Source organism: Gordonia polyisoprenivorans NBRC 16320 = JCM 10675 (genome assembly GCF_000241325.1).
In the GTDB taxonomy this organism is placed as follows: domain Bacteria; phylum Actinomycetota; class Actinomycetes; order Mycobacteriales; family Mycobacteriaceae; genus Gordonia; species Gordonia polyisoprenivorans.
In genome coordinates, this window is the sequence record NZ_BAEI01000085.1 from 54,043 (window position 1) to 70,166 (window position 16,124).

At 68.0% G+C, this 16,124-nt stretch carries 15 protein-coding genes, 1 pseudogene and 2 riboswitches; of the genes and pseudogenes, 5 read left to right on the top strand and 11 right to left on the bottom strand.

Annotated features, from left to right (window positions below):
- The first annotated feature begins 67 nt into the window (after window positions 1–67).
- Window positions 68–1,602 (top strand): annotated as a pseudogene (gene pdxR / locus GOPIP_RS23210) (MocR-like pyridoxine biosynthesis transcription factor PdxR).
- On the opposite strand, the gene GOPIP_RS23215 reads toward pdxR, so the two are convergent.
- Window positions 1,561–2,370 (bottom strand): isoprenyl transferase, encoded by an 810-nt coding sequence (locus tag GOPIP_RS23215; RefSeq protein ID WP_006372274.1) that lies wholly within the window; start codon window positions 2,368–2,370, stop codon window positions 1,561–1,563. The pseudogene pdxR and the gene GOPIP_RS23215 sit on opposite strands and share 42 nt — an antisense overlap.
- A 122-nt stretch (window positions 2,371–2,492) precedes the next feature.
- Here GOPIP_RS23215 and trhA point away from each other — a divergent pair, with 122 nt between their 5' ends.
- Window positions 2,493–3,158: a PAQR family membrane homeostasis protein TrhA gene (trhA, locus tag GOPIP_RS23220; protein WP_170320240.1), complete on the top strand. Its 666-nt coding sequence runs from the start codon at window positions 2,493–2,495 to the stop codon at window positions 3,156–3,158.
- On the opposite strand, the gene GOPIP_RS23225 is transcribed toward trhA, so the two are convergent.
- The 6 genes from GOPIP_RS23225 to GOPIP_RS23250 form a co-directional block, all read right to left on the bottom strand.
- Window positions 3,125–3,934: an ABC transporter ATP-binding protein gene (locus GOPIP_RS23225; protein WP_006372276.1), complete on the bottom strand. Its 810-nt coding sequence runs from the start codon at window positions 3,932–3,934 to the stop codon at window positions 3,125–3,127. The two genes, trhA and GOPIP_RS23225, sit on opposite strands and share 34 nt — an antisense overlap.
- Window positions 3,931–4,965: a FecCD family ABC transporter permease gene (locus tag GOPIP_RS23230; protein ID WP_050955315.1), complete on the bottom strand. Its 1,035-nt coding sequence runs from the start codon at window positions 4,963–4,965 to the stop codon at window positions 3,931–3,933. The genes GOPIP_RS23225 and GOPIP_RS23230 overlap by 4 nt, the downstream gene beginning before the upstream one ends.
- 38 nt (window positions 4,966–5,003) lie before the next feature.
- A complete protein-coding gene (locus GOPIP_RS23235; protein WP_006372278.1) occupies window positions 5,004–6,044 on the bottom strand; it encodes an ABC transporter substrate-binding protein in 1,041 nt (346 codons plus the stop codon).
- A gap of 116 nt (window positions 6,045–6,160) precedes the next feature.
- A riboswitch (cobalamin riboswitch) is annotated at window positions 6,161–6,367 on the bottom strand.
- Between the two features lie 18 nt (window positions 6,368–6,385).
- Window positions 6,386–7,393, bottom strand: coding sequence for an ABC transporter substrate-binding protein (locus GOPIP_RS23240; protein WP_006372279.1), 1,008 nt, complete (start codon window positions 7,391–7,393; stop codon window positions 6,386–6,388).
- The gene (locus tag GOPIP_RS23245; protein ID WP_006372280.1) at window positions 7,390–8,163 is read right to left on the bottom strand and encodes an ABC transporter ATP-binding protein; all 774 of its coding nucleotides are present in this window, start codon (window positions 8,161–8,163) and stop codon (window positions 7,390–7,392) included. Before GOPIP_RS23245 ends, GOPIP_RS23240 begins: the two co-directional genes overlap by 4 nt.
- 31 nt (window positions 8,164–8,194) lie before the next feature.
- Window positions 8,195–9,268: a FecCD family ABC transporter permease gene (locus GOPIP_RS23250; protein WP_006372281.1), complete on the bottom strand. Its 1,074-nt coding sequence runs from the start codon at window positions 9,266–9,268 to the stop codon at window positions 8,195–8,197.
- 89 nt (window positions 9,269–9,357) lie between these two features.
- Window positions 9,358–9,548, bottom strand: a riboswitch (cobalamin riboswitch).
- Between the two features lie 121 nt (window positions 9,549–9,669).
- Between GOPIP_RS23250 and GOPIP_RS23255 the strand changes: the two genes are divergently transcribed.
- The 3 genes from GOPIP_RS23255 to GOPIP_RS23265 all read left to right on the top strand — a co-directional run bounded on the left by GOPIP_RS23255 (window position 9,670) and on the right by GOPIP_RS23265 (window position 12,613).
- Window positions 9,670–11,286: an alkaline phosphatase D family protein gene (locus tag GOPIP_RS23255; RefSeq protein WP_006372282.1), complete on the top strand. Its 1,617-nt coding sequence runs from the start codon at window positions 9,670–9,672 to the stop codon at window positions 11,284–11,286.
- Between the two features lie 110 nt (window positions 11,287–11,396).
- Window positions 11,397–12,011, top strand: coding sequence for a ClpP family protease (locus GOPIP_RS23260; RefSeq protein WP_006372283.1), 615 nt, complete (start codon window positions 11,397–11,399; stop codon window positions 12,009–12,011).
- Window positions 12,008–12,613: a ClpP family protease gene (locus tag GOPIP_RS23265; protein ID WP_006372284.1), complete on the top strand. Its 606-nt coding sequence runs from the start codon at window positions 12,008–12,010 to the stop codon at window positions 12,611–12,613. The genes GOPIP_RS23260 and GOPIP_RS23265 overlap by 4 nt, the downstream gene beginning before the upstream one ends.
- Window positions 12,614–12,626: 13 nt before the next feature.
- On the opposite strand, the gene GOPIP_RS23270 is transcribed toward GOPIP_RS23265, so the two are convergent.
- The 4 genes from GOPIP_RS23270 to GOPIP_RS23285 all read right to left on the bottom strand — a co-directional run bounded on the left by GOPIP_RS23270 (window position 12,627) and on the right by GOPIP_RS23285 (window position 16,058).
- Window positions 12,627–13,016, bottom strand: coding sequence for a helix-turn-helix domain-containing protein (locus tag GOPIP_RS23270; protein WP_006372285.1), 390 nt, complete (start codon window positions 13,014–13,016; stop codon window positions 12,627–12,629).
- A gap of 95 nt (window positions 13,017–13,111) precedes the next feature.
- The gene (locus tag GOPIP_RS23275) at window positions 13,112–14,209 is read right to left on the bottom strand and encodes a 3-deoxy-7-phosphoheptulonate synthase (protein ID WP_006372286.1); all 1,098 of its coding nucleotides are present in this window, start codon (window positions 14,207–14,209) and stop codon (window positions 13,112–13,114) included.
- A 309-nt stretch (window positions 14,210–14,518) separates the two neighbouring features.
- The gene (locus tag GOPIP_RS23280) at window positions 14,519–15,031 is read right to left on the bottom strand and encodes a hypothetical protein (RefSeq protein ID WP_006372287.1); all 513 of its coding nucleotides are present in this window, start codon (window positions 15,029–15,031) and stop codon (window positions 14,519–14,521) included.
- Window positions 15,024–16,058, bottom strand: coding sequence for an alpha/beta hydrolase (locus GOPIP_RS23285; protein ID WP_014359426.1), 1,035 nt, complete (start codon window positions 16,056–16,058; stop codon window positions 15,024–15,026). Before GOPIP_RS23285 ends, GOPIP_RS23280 begins: the two co-directional genes overlap by 8 nt.
- Between the last annotated feature and the right edge of the window lie 66 nt (window positions 16,059–16,124).

Here is a 16,124-nt window from a genome sequence, read left to right on the forward strand (position 1 = left end):
TTTCACATCTCGAGTGTCGTGTCACCTACGGTAGGGAGTAATTGCACCGGAAAAGAGGTCCAATCCGATGGCCGAAAAGAAGGTCAATTCGACCGAGGGCGACCCGTGGGAGCGTGTGGCGGCACGCCTGGGCACCGACCTGTTCCTCGATCTCCAGCCGGACCCGTCGACGACGGCACGAGGACGCGGAGCCATGCGACGCCGCGCTCTCGCCGACGCCCTGCGCGACGCCATCTCCGATGGTCGGCTACCCCCGGGAACCATGGTGCCGCCGTACCGGTCGCTGGCCGCCGATCTCGGACTCGCCCGCGGCACGGTGGCGGCCGTGTACGCCGAACTCGTTGCCGAGGGCCGCCTCACCGCGCGTCAGGGCTCGGGCACACGAGTGGCCGGCGGGATACATCCGCAGCCGGCAGTCTGGCGCCACCAACGGTCACCCTGCCCACTGCAGACCACGATTTCGCTCTCGGGCAACCGAATCCGTCGCTGTTTCCGCGGTCGGCGTGGGCTGCCTCGACACGACGTGTACTGAACGGCGCCTCCGACTCCGTCTTCGCGCCGTCGGCACCCAACGGCAGCGAGACACTGCGCACCGAACTGGCCGCCTACCTCGCCCGTGCCCGCGGCGTCCGGACCAGCCCGGACTGCATCGTGTTGACCACCTCGGTCAGTGGGTCGCTGGATCTGTTGTCGCGCACCGTGTTCGGGAGGAAAGTGGCTGTCGAAAGCCACGGCCTGCCGTTCCATCGGGAGGTCATCGCCCGGCGCGGTGTCGGCACCTCGCCGCTACCCGTCGATGCCCGGGGTGCCGACGTGTCGCGTCTGGCCGACTCCGGCGTCGACGCCGTCGTGCTGACGCCGAGTCATCAGTATCCGTTCGGCGTGGCACTGGCACCGGATCGGCGCGCGGAGGTCGTCAAGTGGGCCACGCGTACCGACGCGGTGATCGTCGAAGACGACTACGACGGCGAGTTGCGCTACGACCGTGACCCGGTGGGAGCGCTGCAGGGTCTCGCACCCGACTCGGTGATCCAGACCGGATCGGTGAGCAAGAGCCTCTCGCCCGCGGTGCGGATCGGCTGGCTCGTCCTGCCACCGCGGCTGGTGTCGTCGGTCATGTGGGCCAAGGGGGTTCGCGAGCCGGACGCCTCGATCGTCGATCAGCTCGTGCTCGCCGACATGATCGCGGCCGGCACCTACGACACCCACATCCGGCGCAGCCGTCAGTTCTATCGCGCGCGGCGCGATCACCTCATCGCCCGGCTCGCCGCCCATGGGATCGAGGTGTCCGGCATCGCGGCCGGCCTGCATGCGGTGATCCCGCTGCCGGTCGACGTCGAGCACCGACTCCTGCGGGACTGTCACGCACGGGGTTTCGCCTTCGGCGGCCTCGACGCCATGCGCCACCCCGACGCCGATCCGCCCGTCGACGAGAACGGCGTCGCTCAGGGCGGGCTGGTCGTCGGATTCGCGAGTCCGGCCAACTCGACCTTCGTCCGCGACGTCGACGCCCTCGCCACCCTGATCACCGAGTACCGCTTACCGACGAAGTGCCCGGAGCTACTTACCGAATCGCCGATTCCGGGCTGCGTAATCGCGTAGTGCGCGCAGGAAGTCCACCCGGCGGAACTCCGGCCAGTACGCGTCGGTGAACCAGATCTCCGAATACGCGCTCTGCCACAGCAGGAATCCGGAGAGCCGCTGCTCTCCGGACGTGCGGATGACCAGATCCGGATCGGGCTGCCCCTTGGTGTAGAGGTTGCGGTCGATGGCCTCCACCGTGACCGCGTCGATCATCTGCTCGGGCGTCCCGCCGTGGGCTTTGCACTCCGCGAGCAGCGCGCGCACGGCGTCGACGATCTCCTGACGCCCGCCGTAGCCGACGGCAACGTTGACGTTCATGCCGTCGCGGCCCCGGGTGCGTTCGGAGGCACTGCGCAGCCGCTGCGCGACCGCCTCCGGCAGCTGATCGAGCGTGCCGACGATGCGCACCTGCCAGTCGCCGGCCGGTGCCTCGGGGTCGGCGTCGTCGGCGGGCCGGGAAATCTCGTCGACGATGTCGGGCACGATCTCCATCAGCGCGTCGAGTTCCTCGGATTCACGCTGCAGGTTCTCCGTCGACAGTAGGTAGATGGTGACCGTCTCGATTCCCAGCTCGGCACACCATCCGAGCATGTCGGCTATCCGGCGCGCACCGACCCGGTGGCCGTGGCTGACGTCCTCGAAACCGGCTTCGCGGGCCCACCGCCGGTTTCCATCGCAGATGATCGCGACGTGGCGCGGCAGGCGGGTGGTGTCCATCAGCTGGACCAGACGTCGCTCGTACACGGTGAGCATCGGGCCGCGCAGGCGATCGGGAAGCAGTTTCATCGCGACCCAGATTAGCCGCGCCCGGTCGCGGGCGTGTGCGGTCGTCGGCGTCGGGACGCCCGGGAGGCGATCGCCACATCGTCATGCAGACCGCGTAAGTTACGGTACCGTAGGTTCCTGTGATGACCGTACTGACCACCCCAGTGGCCGATCGGCCGAGGTTGCGGGGCGTGATCCATCAGTACGCGGCCTTCGTGGCCGCGGCCTGCGGTATCGCCGTGGTGATCGGCGCTGCACTCCTGCGCGGCGCCGCCGCATCGACGGCGTGTGCGATCTATGCGATCACCATCGTCGGTCTCTTCGGCGTGTCGGCGACCTATCACCGCGTGCACTGGAAGACCGTCCGCGCCCAGATCCGCATGAAGCGCGCCGACCATTCGATGATCTTCCTGTTCATCGCCGGCACGTACACACCGTTCTGTGTGGTCGCCCTGCCGTCCCCGCTGCGATGGTGGGTGCTCGGGATCGTGTGGATCGGTGCCGTCGCCGGGGTGGTGCTGAAGATCGTCTGGCCCGCGGCACCACGCTGGCTCGGCGTGGCGCTCTACGTTCTGCTCGGTTGGGTCATCGTCGCCGTCGCCCCGAGCCTGGTGACCCACGCGGGGGTCACCGTCATGGTGTTACTCGCCCTCGGTGGGATCTTCTACACCGTCGGCGGCATCCTCTATGCGCTACGACGTCCCAACCCGTGGCCGGCGACCTTCGGTCACCACGAGGTCTTCCACGTGTGCACCGCGATCGCGGCGCTGCTGCACTACATCGCGGTGTGGTTGGTGCTGGCTGCCTGATCGGCCCGGTCTCCGGTGGCGAGCGCACGCAGGTACCGCACGTGCACGACGCCGTCGTCGCCGGTACTCACCTGCACATCGACGCCATACACCGCGGCGACGAGTTCGGCCGTCAGTACCTCGGCCGGGGCGCCGAATGCCACCATCCGTCCGTGGTCGAGAACGAGGACGCGGGTGCAGAACATGGCCGCGAGATTGAGATCGTGCAACGCGATGTAGCTGGTCACCGGTAGACGGGCGACGAGATCGAGCAGGTCGAGCTGGTGTGCGATGTCGAGATGATTCGTGGGCTCGTCCAGCAGGAGTTCGGCGGGTTCCTGCGCAAGTGCGCGTGCGATCTGCGCACGCTGCCGTTCGCCACCGGACAAGGTGTGCCACCGGCGGTCGGCCTTGTCGGTCAACCCCGTCCTCGCCAGCGCCTGATCGATGATGACCTCGGCGTCATCGCCACCGAACATCGAACCGTGCGGGGTCCGGCCCAGCCGCACCACGTCGCGGACGCAGATGTCGACGTCGGTACTCGCATGCTGGGAGACCACCGCCACCCGACGGGCGACGTGCCTGCGGCGCAGCCCGGCCAGGTCGGCATCGTCCAACAACACCTGACCGTCGTCGGGCCGAGACAGCCCACCGAGAATCCGGAGCAACGACGACTTCCCGGATCCGTTGGGACCCAGCACACCGATCGTCTCGCCCTCCTGCGGGATGAGCGTGACGCCGTCGAGGACCAGCTGACCCCCACGCGACCAGCACACCGACAAGGCTCGAATGGTCATGCGGGCCTGCGCATCCGGAACAGCAGCAGCGCAAAGACCGGTACCCCGATGAGAGCGGTGACCACACCCACCGGAACCTCTTGTGGCGCGAACACCGTGCGCGAGATCGTATCGACCCAGATCATGAAGATCGCTCCGGTCAGCGCGACCGCCGGCAACAGCCGCCGATGGCCGACGCCCACCAGCAGCCGGGTGGCGTGCGGCAGCACCAGACCGACGAAGCCGATGGCTCCGACGGCACTGACCAGGGTGGCGGTCACCAGAGCGACGATCGTCAGCATCGTCGCGCGCTCGCGCGCCACCGAGATCCCCAGTGTCGCCGCGGCACTGGTGCCGAAGGTGAACGCATCCAACGCCCGGGCCCGCCACAGACACATGGTCAGACCGATCATGGTGGCCGTCGCACAGATCGCGACCTGTCGCCAGGTGACCCCCGACATCGAACCCAACAGCCAGAACAGGATTCCGCGTGTCCGTTCGGCATCAGCGGAGGAGATCACGATGAATGACGTCAGCGACGAGAACAATTGGGTGCCCGCGACGCCCGCCAACACAATGCGCGACGTACCGCCGCCGGCTCCCCACGCCAAGAGCATGACGAGCACGAACGAGATCACCGCACCGACGAACGCCCCGCCCGACAGCGACAGCGCCCCGGCCCCCGCGCCCAGCACGACCACCGCGACCGCGCCGGTCGACGCTCCCGAGGACACGCCGAGAACATACGGGTCGGCAAGCGGGTTGCGCAGCAGCGACTGCATGATGACGCCGCACAGCGCGAGCCCGGTACCGCACACCGCGGCCATCAGGGCCCGCGGAACCCGCAACTCCCACACGATCCCCTGCCGAACCCGGGACAACTCCGACTCCGGCCCACCGAGATGAGCGAACACCACCCGGTAGACATCGGCGATCGACAGATCGGCGACGCCGATGGTCACCGACGTGCCCAACGACAGGACTAGAGCAACCACGCCGATCACCCACCCCAGCCGATACCAGCGTGCGCCACCGACCGGCGTACGGGGCACCCGGAGTCGGCGGGCCACGGCCGGCGCCGCCGATGGACTCACCCCGTCAGACCCCACTGCCGCAACGCCTTTGCCGTCTTCTCGATACCGTCCACGGTACGTATGGAGGGATTCATGTCCGCACCGTTGACGACGATGTAGCGACGATGACGCACTGCATCGAGTTCGCGGGTGACCGGGTTCGATTCGAGGAAGGCGATTTTGGAGTCGAGGGCGTCGCCGTCGATGCTGCGTCGACTCAGATCGGCGAGGACGAGTGCAGTGGGGTCCGCATCGGCGATGCTCTCCCAACTCACCTGCGGCCATTCGTCGGTCGTGTCCGCGTAGACATTTCGTGCTCCGACGGACCTGGCGATGACACCGGAGGAGCCACAGCATCCGGCCATGTACGGCGTTTTGATGTCGGCGAACCAGAACGCCAGCGACACGTGCTCGGCGTTCAGTCCGCGTGCGGCGTCGTCATATCGCTGCTGCAGCGAGGAGACGAGCGAATCGCCGCGGTCTCCGACACCGAAGATCCGGGCGAGTTCCCGGATCTCGCGATACACCAGGTCCATGGTGAACGGTTCCGACCGTGCGCCGTCGGCGTTGACACTCTTGTCGGACCTGCCGACGCAATCGGTGGGCGAGAGATAGCTGGGAACCCCGAGCTTGGCGAACTGGTCCCGGTCGGCGACGCCACCGGGGCCCAGCGTCCCGCCGAAAGACGCTGTCACGAAATCCGGTTCGGTGGCCAGGACCGACTCCAGTGAGGGTTTGTTGTCGGCCAGGCGCGGTACCGTCGAATTGGCCTCGGCGAGATCGGCCTTCACCGGGTCCGTCCATGTCGCCGTACCCACCATCCGATCGGCGAGCCCGAGCGACAACAAGATCTCCGTCGACCCTTGATTGAGCGAGACCACCCGTTGCGGCGGCGCGTCCACCGTCACCGTGCGGCCGCAGTTGTCGAGCGAGACCGCATCGGAGGTCACCGAATCGTCACCGGATTCCGATGTCGAACAAGATCCGACGCACACCGCCACCACCGCGATGACGCCGACGAACAGTCGGCGCAGGCGACCCGACCGAGACACACCCATGAGCACCCTTTCTGGGCAGGATCATCGACGGCGTCGACACCGGCTTCCACCCCGAAGGGCATCGCAACGGCGAAGCGCACCGACCTGATCCCGCGAGGTCAATGGCGGCCGCGGCGCCCGCCGCGGCCACGCCGGCAGGTCTTCGGACTCCGGACCCGGTACGTTGCGCACCACCTACCGGCGGCCGCTTCCCAGGTCGTCACAACCCAGTGCTGTGTGGCCGCTGTCGTTTCCGTCACCGCTGCGGGGCAGTCCTGGATTCACACCAGATTCCCTCTTGGTCAACCGGACGAACCGGATGAAACCGACGCGCCGAAAGGATAGCAGGCCTGCTCAGGCCGTCACCGACCGATCGACCGTAGGTATTTCGCCAGCGCCACCGTGGTCGCCGGATTCCGCGGGCCCTCGACGAGTGCGGCGTACGGGAACGAGATGAAGTGCCGCTCCCGTACGGCGGTGGTGTTGGCCATCAGCGGCTGTGACTCGAGCTGGCGGATCTTGGCGTCCACCGTGTTCTGCTCGCCGGCACCGTAATCGACGATGACGATGACGTCGGGGTTGCGCTGCGCCGCGGCCTCCCACGACGTGGTGGTCCAGGAGTCGTTGAGATCGCCGAACACGTTGGTGCCGCCGGCCTCGTCGATGATCTGATCCGGCGCCGCGTTGCGCCCGGAGGTGAACGGGCTCGGGTCGGCGCTGTCGAAGAGGAACACCTTGGCCCGTGAACCGGCCTGCGGGGCTCCGCGCCCGGCCTCGGCGACCTGTGACTTGTACTGCGACACAAGGTCACCGGCGCGGCGCTGCACGCCGAAGATCTCACCGAGATTGCTCATGTCGGCGTAGAGCGCATCGAAGGGCCGCATGATGCCGCGCGCGGTGCTGCCGGCCTGCCGGCACGCCTCGGTCAACTGATACGGGACCGCGCCGATGGTGCGTATCCAGTCCGGGGTGACTCCCGTGGACTCCTTGAACCCGTAGTTCCATCCGGCGAACACGAAGTCGGGTTCGGCGGCCGCGATGACCTCTCGGGTAAAGGCGTCACCGAGGTTCTTGGTCGATGCGAAATCCGACTTCCACGGCGAGGAGGCGATGTCACGTTCCTTGCCCGCGTAGGTCGTGTAGCCGACCATCCGATCGGCGAGCCCGAGGGCGAACATGAACTCGGTGATACCGGTGTCGTTGGTGAGTACGCGGTCCGGCACGCCGGGAACCGTCAGGGGCGCACCACAGTTGGTGACGGTCACCGAGGCCCCGGCGGACCTCTGCGACGGCGACGCCACGTCGGCGCCGCATCCGGCGAGTGTCAGCAGTGCCGCGCAGACCAGCGCGAGCAGCGGAAGTCTTCTCATGGTTGCCTTTCATCGAAGAGGATCTGGGGGACGTCGAGGCGGGGATGCCGGACGATGTGGGCGTCGATGTCGAACCAGGCGCGCAGATTCGCGGGGACCAGCACCTGCTCGGGAGTGCCGGTCCCGACGACCCGACCGCCGACGAGGACGAGCAGCGTGTCACAGAACTGGGCGGCGATGTTCAGATCGTGCAGGGCCGCCACCACGGTGACGCCGGAGTCGCGGGCTGCGGCCAGCACCGAGAACTGGTGTCGCACATCGAGATGGTTGGTCGGTTCGTCGAGCACCATGACCCGTGGCTGCTGGGCGAGTACCCGCGCGATCAGCACCCGCTGCGCCTCACCCCCGGACAGCGAGGTGAAGACACGATCCGCGAGATGGCCGACCCCGGCGACACCCATGGCCTCCTCGACCGCCGCCGCATCCCTCGCCCGGGACGTCCGCGCGATCGACCGATGTGGGAACCGACCGCTGGCGACCACCTCGGCTGCGGTGAAATCGAAGTCCAGCGTGGAACTCTGGGTGAGCGCGGCGACCTGACGGGCGTTGTCGCGCATCGAGATGGCGGTGACGTCGACGCCGTCGACCTCGACGTGGCCGGTCGTGGGGCACTGGGCGCGATACAGACAACGCAGCAGTGTCGATTTCCCGCTGCCGTTGGGTCCGATCACGCCGAGAAAACTCCCCGGCGCAGCGGTGAAGGTCACCTCGCGCAGCAACGTTGCCGAACCGATGTCGACGCCGACCCCGTGATAGCCCGCTGTCGTCATCTTCCCCACCCCCGGTGGTCGTCAACCCGTTTCATCGATCGACCACGCTGCGTCGGCGGTGCATGAGGATCAGGAACATCGGCACCCCGACGGCGGCGGTGATCGCGCCCAGCGGCAATTCCTGTGGCGGCACGGCGGTTCTGGCGACGAGATCGGCGGCGACGAGGAACACCGCGCCGATCAGCGGAGCGATCACCACGAGGCGGCGATGGTCGGCGCCGACGAGGAGCCGCGCGACGTGGGGAACGACGAGCCCGACGAAGCCGATCGCCCCGCACACCGACACCATCACACCGGTCATCAACGCCGACAACGCAAATGCCATGACGCGGAACCGCGACGCCGACAACCCGAGAGACGCGGCGACCTCGTCGCCCATGGCGAGGGCATTGAGCGAGCGCGCCAAGCCTGCCACCGCGATCACCCCGCCGACGGTCACGACGCCCACGAGGACCGCCGAATACCAGCCGGCCGCGGCCAGACTGCCCAGGAGCCAGAACATCACGCTGCGCGCGGCGTCGCCGGTGGGTGCGAGGAACACCAACACCGTGGTCAGCGCCGAGAAGCCGTAGCCCACCGCGGTGCCGGTCAACACGAGTCGCAACGGTGTCAATCCGCCTGCCCCGGAGGCCATCCCGAACACGATGAGGGTCGCGAGCAGCGCTCCGGCGAAGGCCGCGACCGGCATCGCATAGAGCCCGATGCCCGACAGGACGCCGAAGAGCACCACGCTCGTGGCCCCCACCGATGCGCCGGAGGAGATACCGAGCACGTACGGGTCGGCGAGCGGGTTGCGCACCATCGCCTGCACGACCACTCCCACCACCGACAACCCGGCGCCCACCACCGCTCCGGTGATCACCCGTGGTACCCGCGAATCGATGACGATCCAGTACGCGGCGGCGTCGTCGGCGGAGATCGAGCCGCCGGTCAGTGCGGTCCACACGAAGCGCGGCACATCGGTTCCACCGACGTCGGCGGTACCGAACGCCACACCCGCCCATGCGACCACGAACAGCGCGAGCACACCGAGCACCGCGAACACGCCGACACGCGCCCAGGTCGGCGCGGGTGGCGCGGCCTGCGGTGAGGTGTGATCGTCCACTGTGGCACGGTCTCTCGTCGGGCGGAAGACAGCCGCGCACGACAGATCGGCGCACCGGCCATATCCCGCGAGGCAAGTGTCGACCACGGTCCCCCATGGCCACGGCGGCAGGTCTTCGGACTTCGGACCCGGCACCGAGATGCCACCTACCCGCGGCCGCTTCCCGGACCGTGAAGTCCAGTGCGAGGAGCCGCTGTCGTTTCCGTCACCGCTGCGGGGCAGCTCTGGATTCTCACCAGATTCCCTTTTCACCGACCGGACCGTAGTGACCCGGTCGGAACCGACGCGCGCTGAGCGTAGCAGGCATCTCACCAAGGCGTTGCCCAGGTCTTCACCACCGCATCACCGAGTCGTGGCCGGTCGTCGTCCCCGACGACACCGTGCGGTGATCGCCTCGATGCATGTCCTCCCCCAGCCATATTCCGCTACGCGTCACCCCGGACAAGGTGCTGCGCGCCGGGACGACCCGCCGTCGATTCCTCACCTGGACCGCGCTGGCCGCCGGGCTGGCCACCGCCCCCACCCTGTTCGCCACCGACGCCGCCTCCGCTCCACGGGTCCGAGGTGCCGGCCACCCGTTCGCCCTGGGAATCGCCTCCGGCGACCCGCTCCCCGACGCCGTCATCCTGTGGACGAGGCTGGCGACCGACCCCCTCGCACCCGGCGGAGGCATGGGCGCCGACACCCACGATGTGGGGTGGGAAGTGGCCCGCGACGAACGGATGCGGAGCGTCGTGGCGCGTGGGGTGACCCGTGCCGGCCCGGACACCGGGCACTGCGTGCACGTCGACGTCCGCGGCCTGACGCCCGGGACCGACTACTTCTACCGATTTCGCGCGCTCGGCGAGATCTCCGAGGTCGGCCGAACCCGAACCGCACAGCGCGTCGGAACACCCACCGGCGCACTGTCGTTGGCCTTCGCCTCCTGCCAGGCCTGGGCCGACGGCCACTACCCGGCGTTCGGTGACATGGCCCGCGAGGCCCCCGACGTGGTGTTTCATCTGGGCGACTACATCTACGAGAAGCCGATCCCCATGGGCGGAGGTGCACGCGACACCGCGGTGGTACCGGCGTCGGCGTATCGCGAATGCCGTGACCTCGACGACTACCGCGAGCGCTACGCCCTGTACAAACTCGACCCGAACCTGCAAGCGGCGCATCGGATGAGCCCGTTCATCACGATCTTCGATGACCACGAGGTCGACAACAACTGGGCCGCCGACACTCCCGAGGACGACCAACCCATTCCGCAGTTCCTGCTCCGCCGGGCTGCGGGCATGCGCGCCTGGTGGGAGAACACCGCCGTTCGGCTCGCCCCGCCCGGGCGCGGATTTCGTGCCTATCGTCGCTTCACGTTCGGCGATCTCGCTCGGTTCAGCGTCCTCGACACGCGCACCCACCGCAGCGATCAGGTGAACGGCGACAACGACACCGGGCAGAACGCGGCCACCGCCGACCCACGCCGCACCATCACCGGCGCAGCCCAGGAGCGGTGGATACTCGACGGTCTCGCGGCCTCCGGTTGCCGATGGAACGTCCTGGCCCACCAGACGACGATCGCCGACCTCGCGCGAGAGCGTGACGGGGTCCGCGCGGTGAGCATGGACGGATGGAGCGGGTACGAGGCGTCGCGGGCGCGTGTCCTCGACGGCGCCCGCGAACGCCGAACCCCCAACCTCGTGTCGATCGTCGGCGACATCCACCGGAATGTGGTGTCGGAGTTGCGATCCACCTACACCCGACCTGCGCCCACGGTCGGTGTCGAGTTGGCGGGCACATCCATCAGCTCCGGCGGCGACGGAGCCGACAGTGACGAGTCCGATCGACAACTCAAGGCCGCCTCACCCCACGTACGATTCGGCAACGCCCAACGCGGATACGTCCTGAATACGATCACCCACGACCGGTGGGAGGCGCGGTTCCGGGTCTGCCCGACCGTCAGCACCGCCGACGCCCGGCTCCACACACGCGCAGTCGTGACCATTCCGGCCGGACGCCCCGAGGTCGAGGTGCTCTGAGGAGACCATCAGATCTGCTGTGCCCACACCACATCTGCTGTGCGCCGCGCGGTTCCGCGCACAGCAGCATCGTATGGCACCACTGGCGAAGCGCTCGACAACCTGGACACATGAGCGAACAGAAGACCTCCCCACCCCTCCGTAAACGCACCGCCGAGAGCCTGCTGAACCAACGCATCCTGATGCTCGATTCGGCACTCGACGACGAGATCGGCAGTGCGCTGTGCGCACAGTTGGTGATGCTGTCGGCACACGATCCGGTCGCCGACATCGGCCTGTGGATCAACTCTCCGGGCGGCTCGGTGCCCGCGATGCTCGCCATCATGGACACGATGCGGATCATCCCGAACGACGTGGTGACGGTCAACCTCGGAATGGCCTACAGCGCAGGACAATTCTTGCTCTGCTGCGGCACCCGCGGAAAAAGATTCATCTTGCCGCACGCAAAGGTGTTGCTGCACCAGGGATCTGCGGGGATCGGCGGTTACGCCCCCGATATCGAGTTGCAGGCCGAGGACCTGCGCCATGTTCGGGACACCGTTCTCGGGGTCATCGCCGAGCGCACGGGCCAGACCCGTGATCGGGTGTTCGCCGACTCGCTGCGCGATCACGTGTTCACCGCGGAGGAGGCGCTTGCGTACGGCTTCGTCGATCACGTCGTCGACTCGGTGGCACAGTTGCGTCCGGCCGCGACCACACCGGCCGGATTCGGGGTGATCCGATGAGCACCTACACGATTCCCAACGTCATCAGCCGAACGCCGCAGGGCGAGCGCGTCATGGACATCTACAGCCGATTGCTCGACGACCGAATCCTCTATCTGGGAACCGAACTCGACGACGGCGTCGCCAACGCACTCATCGCACAATTGCTCCACCTCGATTCCGACAACCCGGAGGCGCCGATCGACCTCTACATCAACTCTCCCGGGGGATCGGTGATGGCCACCTTCGCGCTCTACGACACCATGCAGTACTGTCACGCGCCCATCGCGACCACCTGTGTGGGACAGGCACTCTCGTCGACCGCCCTGCTGCTGGCGGCGGGCCGACCAGGCCGGCGTGCGGTGCTGCCGCATGCGCGGGTGTTACTGCACCAGCCGTCGGGGCAGGGCCGCGGCACCATTCCCGATCTGATCCTCGCCGCCGAGGAGATCCTGCGGACCCGCGAGGAGATCGAACGTGCATTGAGCCGCCACACCGGCAACGACGTCGAGACGTTGCGCCACGACACCGACCGGGATCGGGTCCTGCGAGCGTCTGAGATCGTCGACTACGGAATCGCCGACCACGTCATCGACGAGCGCGCCGTGCTCGCCCGCCGGTGACGGCCCGCAGTACTCACGCGGCCAGCGCGAGTGGCGCCCGGGAGGCGTTGCGCCACCGAGTGGTCACCCGATCCCCGCCCCGCGCCGGCACCGAACCGAGCACCGGAACGCTCATCGACCGGGCCAACTCCGCCGCAACCTCGCGGGTGAGGTCGAGCAGTGACAGGCCGAGAGCCCCGGCGACGGCACCGAGCAGTTCGCTCGACGCGTCCTTGCGGCCGCGCTCGAGTTCGGAAAGATACTGGCTCGAGACACCGGCCCGACCAGCGGTCTCGACGAGACGTTCGGCCCGATCGTGGCGATGGCGTCGCAGAACCTTGCCGGTCACCTCGCGCAACAGCGGTTCCACCGGTGCCGACGACCGGGCTCCGGCGGTCTCGGACTTGGACGTCTGCTCGATCATGGGGTCGATCCTACGACGGCACCCGAGCGGTACCCGCCACCTTCTGCTGTGAGCAGAACCGTCGCGGCAGATCGACGGTGCCACGCCGAAATGGTTCAGCCACGCGCCAATTCGGCGAGCACCGCGGCGCTGACCGCCCAGTCCATGCATTTGTCGGTCACCGACTTGCCGTAGACGAGCGGATCGGCATCGGGAGACTGGGCTCCGGCCTCGAGGAAGCTCTCCAGCATGACGCCGCTCACCTGCACCGGGTTGCCGGTTTCCCGGCGCGCGCGGATCGATGCCGCGATCTGTGTGGCGACCTCCGCCTGGCGGAGGTGGTCCTTCCCGGAGTTGGCGTGGCTGGCGTCGATCATCACCCGCGGCGTCAGACCCGAACGTTGCAGTGCCGCAACGGCATCGGCGACGGAGTCGTCATCGTAGTTGGGTCCGGCGGTGCCACCGCGCAGGATGATGTGACAGTCGGAGTTGCCCGCCGACTCCACCAGCGCGCCGTGCCCGAAGTCGTCGACGCCGAAGAAGACATGCGATGCCGCAGCGGCTTTCACGCCGTCGATCGCCACCTGCACGTTGCCGTCGGTGCCGTTCTTGAAGCCGATCGGCATCGACAGTCCCGAGGCGAGTTGGCGGTGCACCTGGGATTCGGTGGTGCGGGCTCCGATCGCCCCCCAGGCGACCGCGTCGGCGATGTACTGCGGGCTGGTCGGTTCGAGGAACTCACATCCCACCGGCAGCCCGAGGTCGATGATGTCGAGCAGCAACGACCGCGCCGTCCGCAGACCGCGCTCGACATCGAAGGTCTCGTCCATGCCGGGGTCGTTGATCAGGCCCTTCCATCCGACGGTGGTGCGGGGCTTCTCGAAGTACACCCGCATCACGATCTTGAGCCGCTCGGAGTACTGCTGGGCCAGCGGCGCCAACCGGCGCGCGTAGTCGAGTGCGGCGATCGGGTCGTGCACCGAGCACGGGCCGACGACGACGAGCAGCCGATCGTCGGCGCCGGCGAGGATGGCCGCGATCTCGTCGCGGTCGCGTTGCACCGCAAGGGCCCGCCGCGCGGTCAGTGGCAATTCGGTGCGAATGGTGTCCGGCGACGGGATCGACCGGAACGAGCGGATCCGGCGGTCCGAGGTCGATTCAGCCGAAAGAGAGCGGTCGGCGGGAGTTCGGGAGAGATCTCCGAGGGTGGTCACTGGTATGCCTTTCGCGGGTTGTGGGCCCTGGTTGTCCGCTGGGCCCGCCCGCATCGTGGTCGCCGGAAAGCCCCTGACATGACAAGAGCAGTGACCTGGTGGTCACTGCTCGGGGCTCCGGGATGTGGCGTGCGGCGCGATCAGCGCTTCATCGCAGGCTCACCCGGAGCCTCGATAAAGAAACGCCAATAGGCGCGCACGGTGCTGATCACGACAGCGAGGCTACCACGGGCCGCGGTCCGGACCCAACGACCGCCTGCGAGGCACCCGATCGGATACCCGGGCCGCCGCTCGGCAGAGCCCACCCGCTCAGCAGAGCCCGCCCGAGGAGTCGACCAACGCCGCGACCTGTGCGTCGGAGGGCTCGGCGCCCATGGCCTGCTTCATCACCGGCGCCGCGAACGTGCGCGCCGCGTCCTCGCCGCCGGTCTTGCGAACCCGGCAGACCGACGACCCGAGCGACACCGCGGTGTCGGCGTCCATGTCGATCCCCTTCGCGCGCAGCGAGTTCAGGAAGGCGGTGCGCGCGGAGGTCGGCGGCGGCGCCACCGTCTCGGCGGTGCCCGCGCTGGGCAGGGTCACCGGTGTCGGTGGCGGCGCCTGGGTCGATGCGGCGGTCGACGCCGACCCGGCGGCGGCCGACACCGGGCTGGTCGCCGTCACCGAACTCACCGACGCCGACGTCCTCGATGCGTTTGCGGTGGTGCCGTTGTCGGACTGGGCGCAGCCGGCGACGAACAACACCAGTCCGAAACACCCCACCCCGACCACGGTCCACGGCGTCGACCGGTATCGACGATCCGTGCCGTCGGGGTCACGCATGGAAGAAACCTCTCGCGAAGGCGTTGTTGACCGCGTCCTGCCAGTAGGGCCAGTCGTGCATCCCCGAGACCGGGAAGTCGGTCATGACGGGCACCCCGTTGATCATCGCCTGCACGTCGAAGGTGTGCGTCAGCGCCGAGGAGAGCACCTCCAGCGGCACCCCTTCGATGATCAGCGCCGGATCGGTCAGGACAGCGCCTGCGGTCGCGGTGTAGCCCGGGATACCGCTGCCGGTGTAGAGGAACAGTCGCAGTCCACGCATCTTGCCGATCTGCACCAGCGGATCGTTGTCGAGCCAGCGAGTCGACCACGGCGGGCCCCACATGGCGTCGACGTTCATCGCCGGGGTGCCCCCGTCGATCGCGGGAAAGATCATCGCGACCCGGATCGCTTCGCGCACGCCGGGGGCGGTGGTGTTGAGCAGACCCGACAGCGACCCGGCCGCGTCGAAGTCGCGGTGATCGTCGGCGGCGGTGATCAACGCCGAGCTACCGCTCATCGAGATCCCCATGATCGCGTAGTGGCCCGACGGCCCGCGCAACCCGTGCGCGTCCATCGCGGCGACCAGGCTCCGACTGATCACACATCCCCACTCGTAGGTGTAGCTCTGTCGGCTGAAATTGTCCGGTGTGTCCCAGTTCGTGTAGAAGCTCTCGTAACCCCCCACCGGCTCAACGACATTGACGCCGCGGTCGGCGAGATCCTGGATGTGCGTGTTGTGTTCCCACCCGCTGAGGTCGTTGGTGGCCCGAAGACCGTCGAGCAGGACGACGGTCTTGGTGTTCTGCGGTCGCGTCCAGGCGCGCACTTTGACCGAATTGGGCGGTCCGCCAGGGCTTTGCGTCGGCATGCCGCACGAATTGATCCACCAGGTCTGTGCCGGAGGTGCCGCCTGCGCGACGCCCTGGCCGATGACCGACAACACCCCGACACTCACCGCGGCCAGCACCAGGGTGAGCGCCCTGGCGCCCACCGACCGACCCGATCGGCGACGCCACTTCGCGCCCGCCCGAACACCTCTCACCATCTACCCACTCCCGTCGACAGCACTTCGTCTCTGCCACAACTCATGACGACTATCGGCGAATACGCC

Coding starts and splice junctions, on each gene's coding strand:
- GOPIP_RS23280 (WP_006372287.1), bottom strand. CDS start 15,031: ATGCGTGACCCCGACGGCACGGATCGTCGATACCGGTCGACGCCGTGG.
- GOPIP_RS23245 (WP_006372280.1), bottom strand. CDS start 8,163: ATGACGACAGCGGGCTATCACGGGGTCGGCGTCGACATCGGTTCGGCA.
- GOPIP_RS23255 (WP_006372282.1), top strand. CDS start 9,670: ATGTCCTCCCCCAGCCATATTCCGCTACGCGTCACCCCGGACAAGGTG.
- GOPIP_RS23270 (WP_006372285.1), bottom strand. CDS start 13,016: ATGATCGAGCAGACGTCCAAGTCCGAGACCGCCGGAGCCCGGTCGTCG.
- GOPIP_RS23265 (WP_006372284.1), top strand. CDS start 12,008: ATGAGCACCTACACGATTCCCAACGTCATCAGCCGAACGCCGCAGGGC.
- GOPIP_RS23225 (WP_006372276.1), bottom strand. CDS start 3,934: ATGACCATTCGAGCCTTGTCGGTGTGCTGGTCGCGTGGGGGTCAGCTG.
- GOPIP_RS23285 (WP_014359426.1), bottom strand. CDS start 16,058: ATGGTGAGAGGTGTTCGGGCGGGCGCGAAGTGGCGTCGCCGATCGGGT.
- trhA (WP_170320240.1), top strand. CDS start 2,493: ATGACCGTACTGACCACCCCAGTGGCCGATCGGCCGAGGTTGCGGGGC.
- GOPIP_RS23215 (WP_006372274.1), bottom strand. CDS start 2,370: ATGAAACTGCTTCCCGATCGCCTGCGCGGCCCGATGCTCACCGTGTAC.
- GOPIP_RS23260 (WP_006372283.1), top strand. CDS start 11,397: ATGAGCGAACAGAAGACCTCCCCACCCCTCCGTAAACGCACCGCCGAG.
- GOPIP_RS23240 (WP_006372279.1), bottom strand. CDS start 7,393: ATGAGAAGACTTCCGCTGCTCGCGCTGGTCTGCGCGGCACTGCTGACA.
- GOPIP_RS23235 (WP_006372278.1), bottom strand. CDS start 6,044: ATGGGTGTGTCTCGGTCGGGTCGCCTGCGCCGACTGTTCGTCGGCGTC.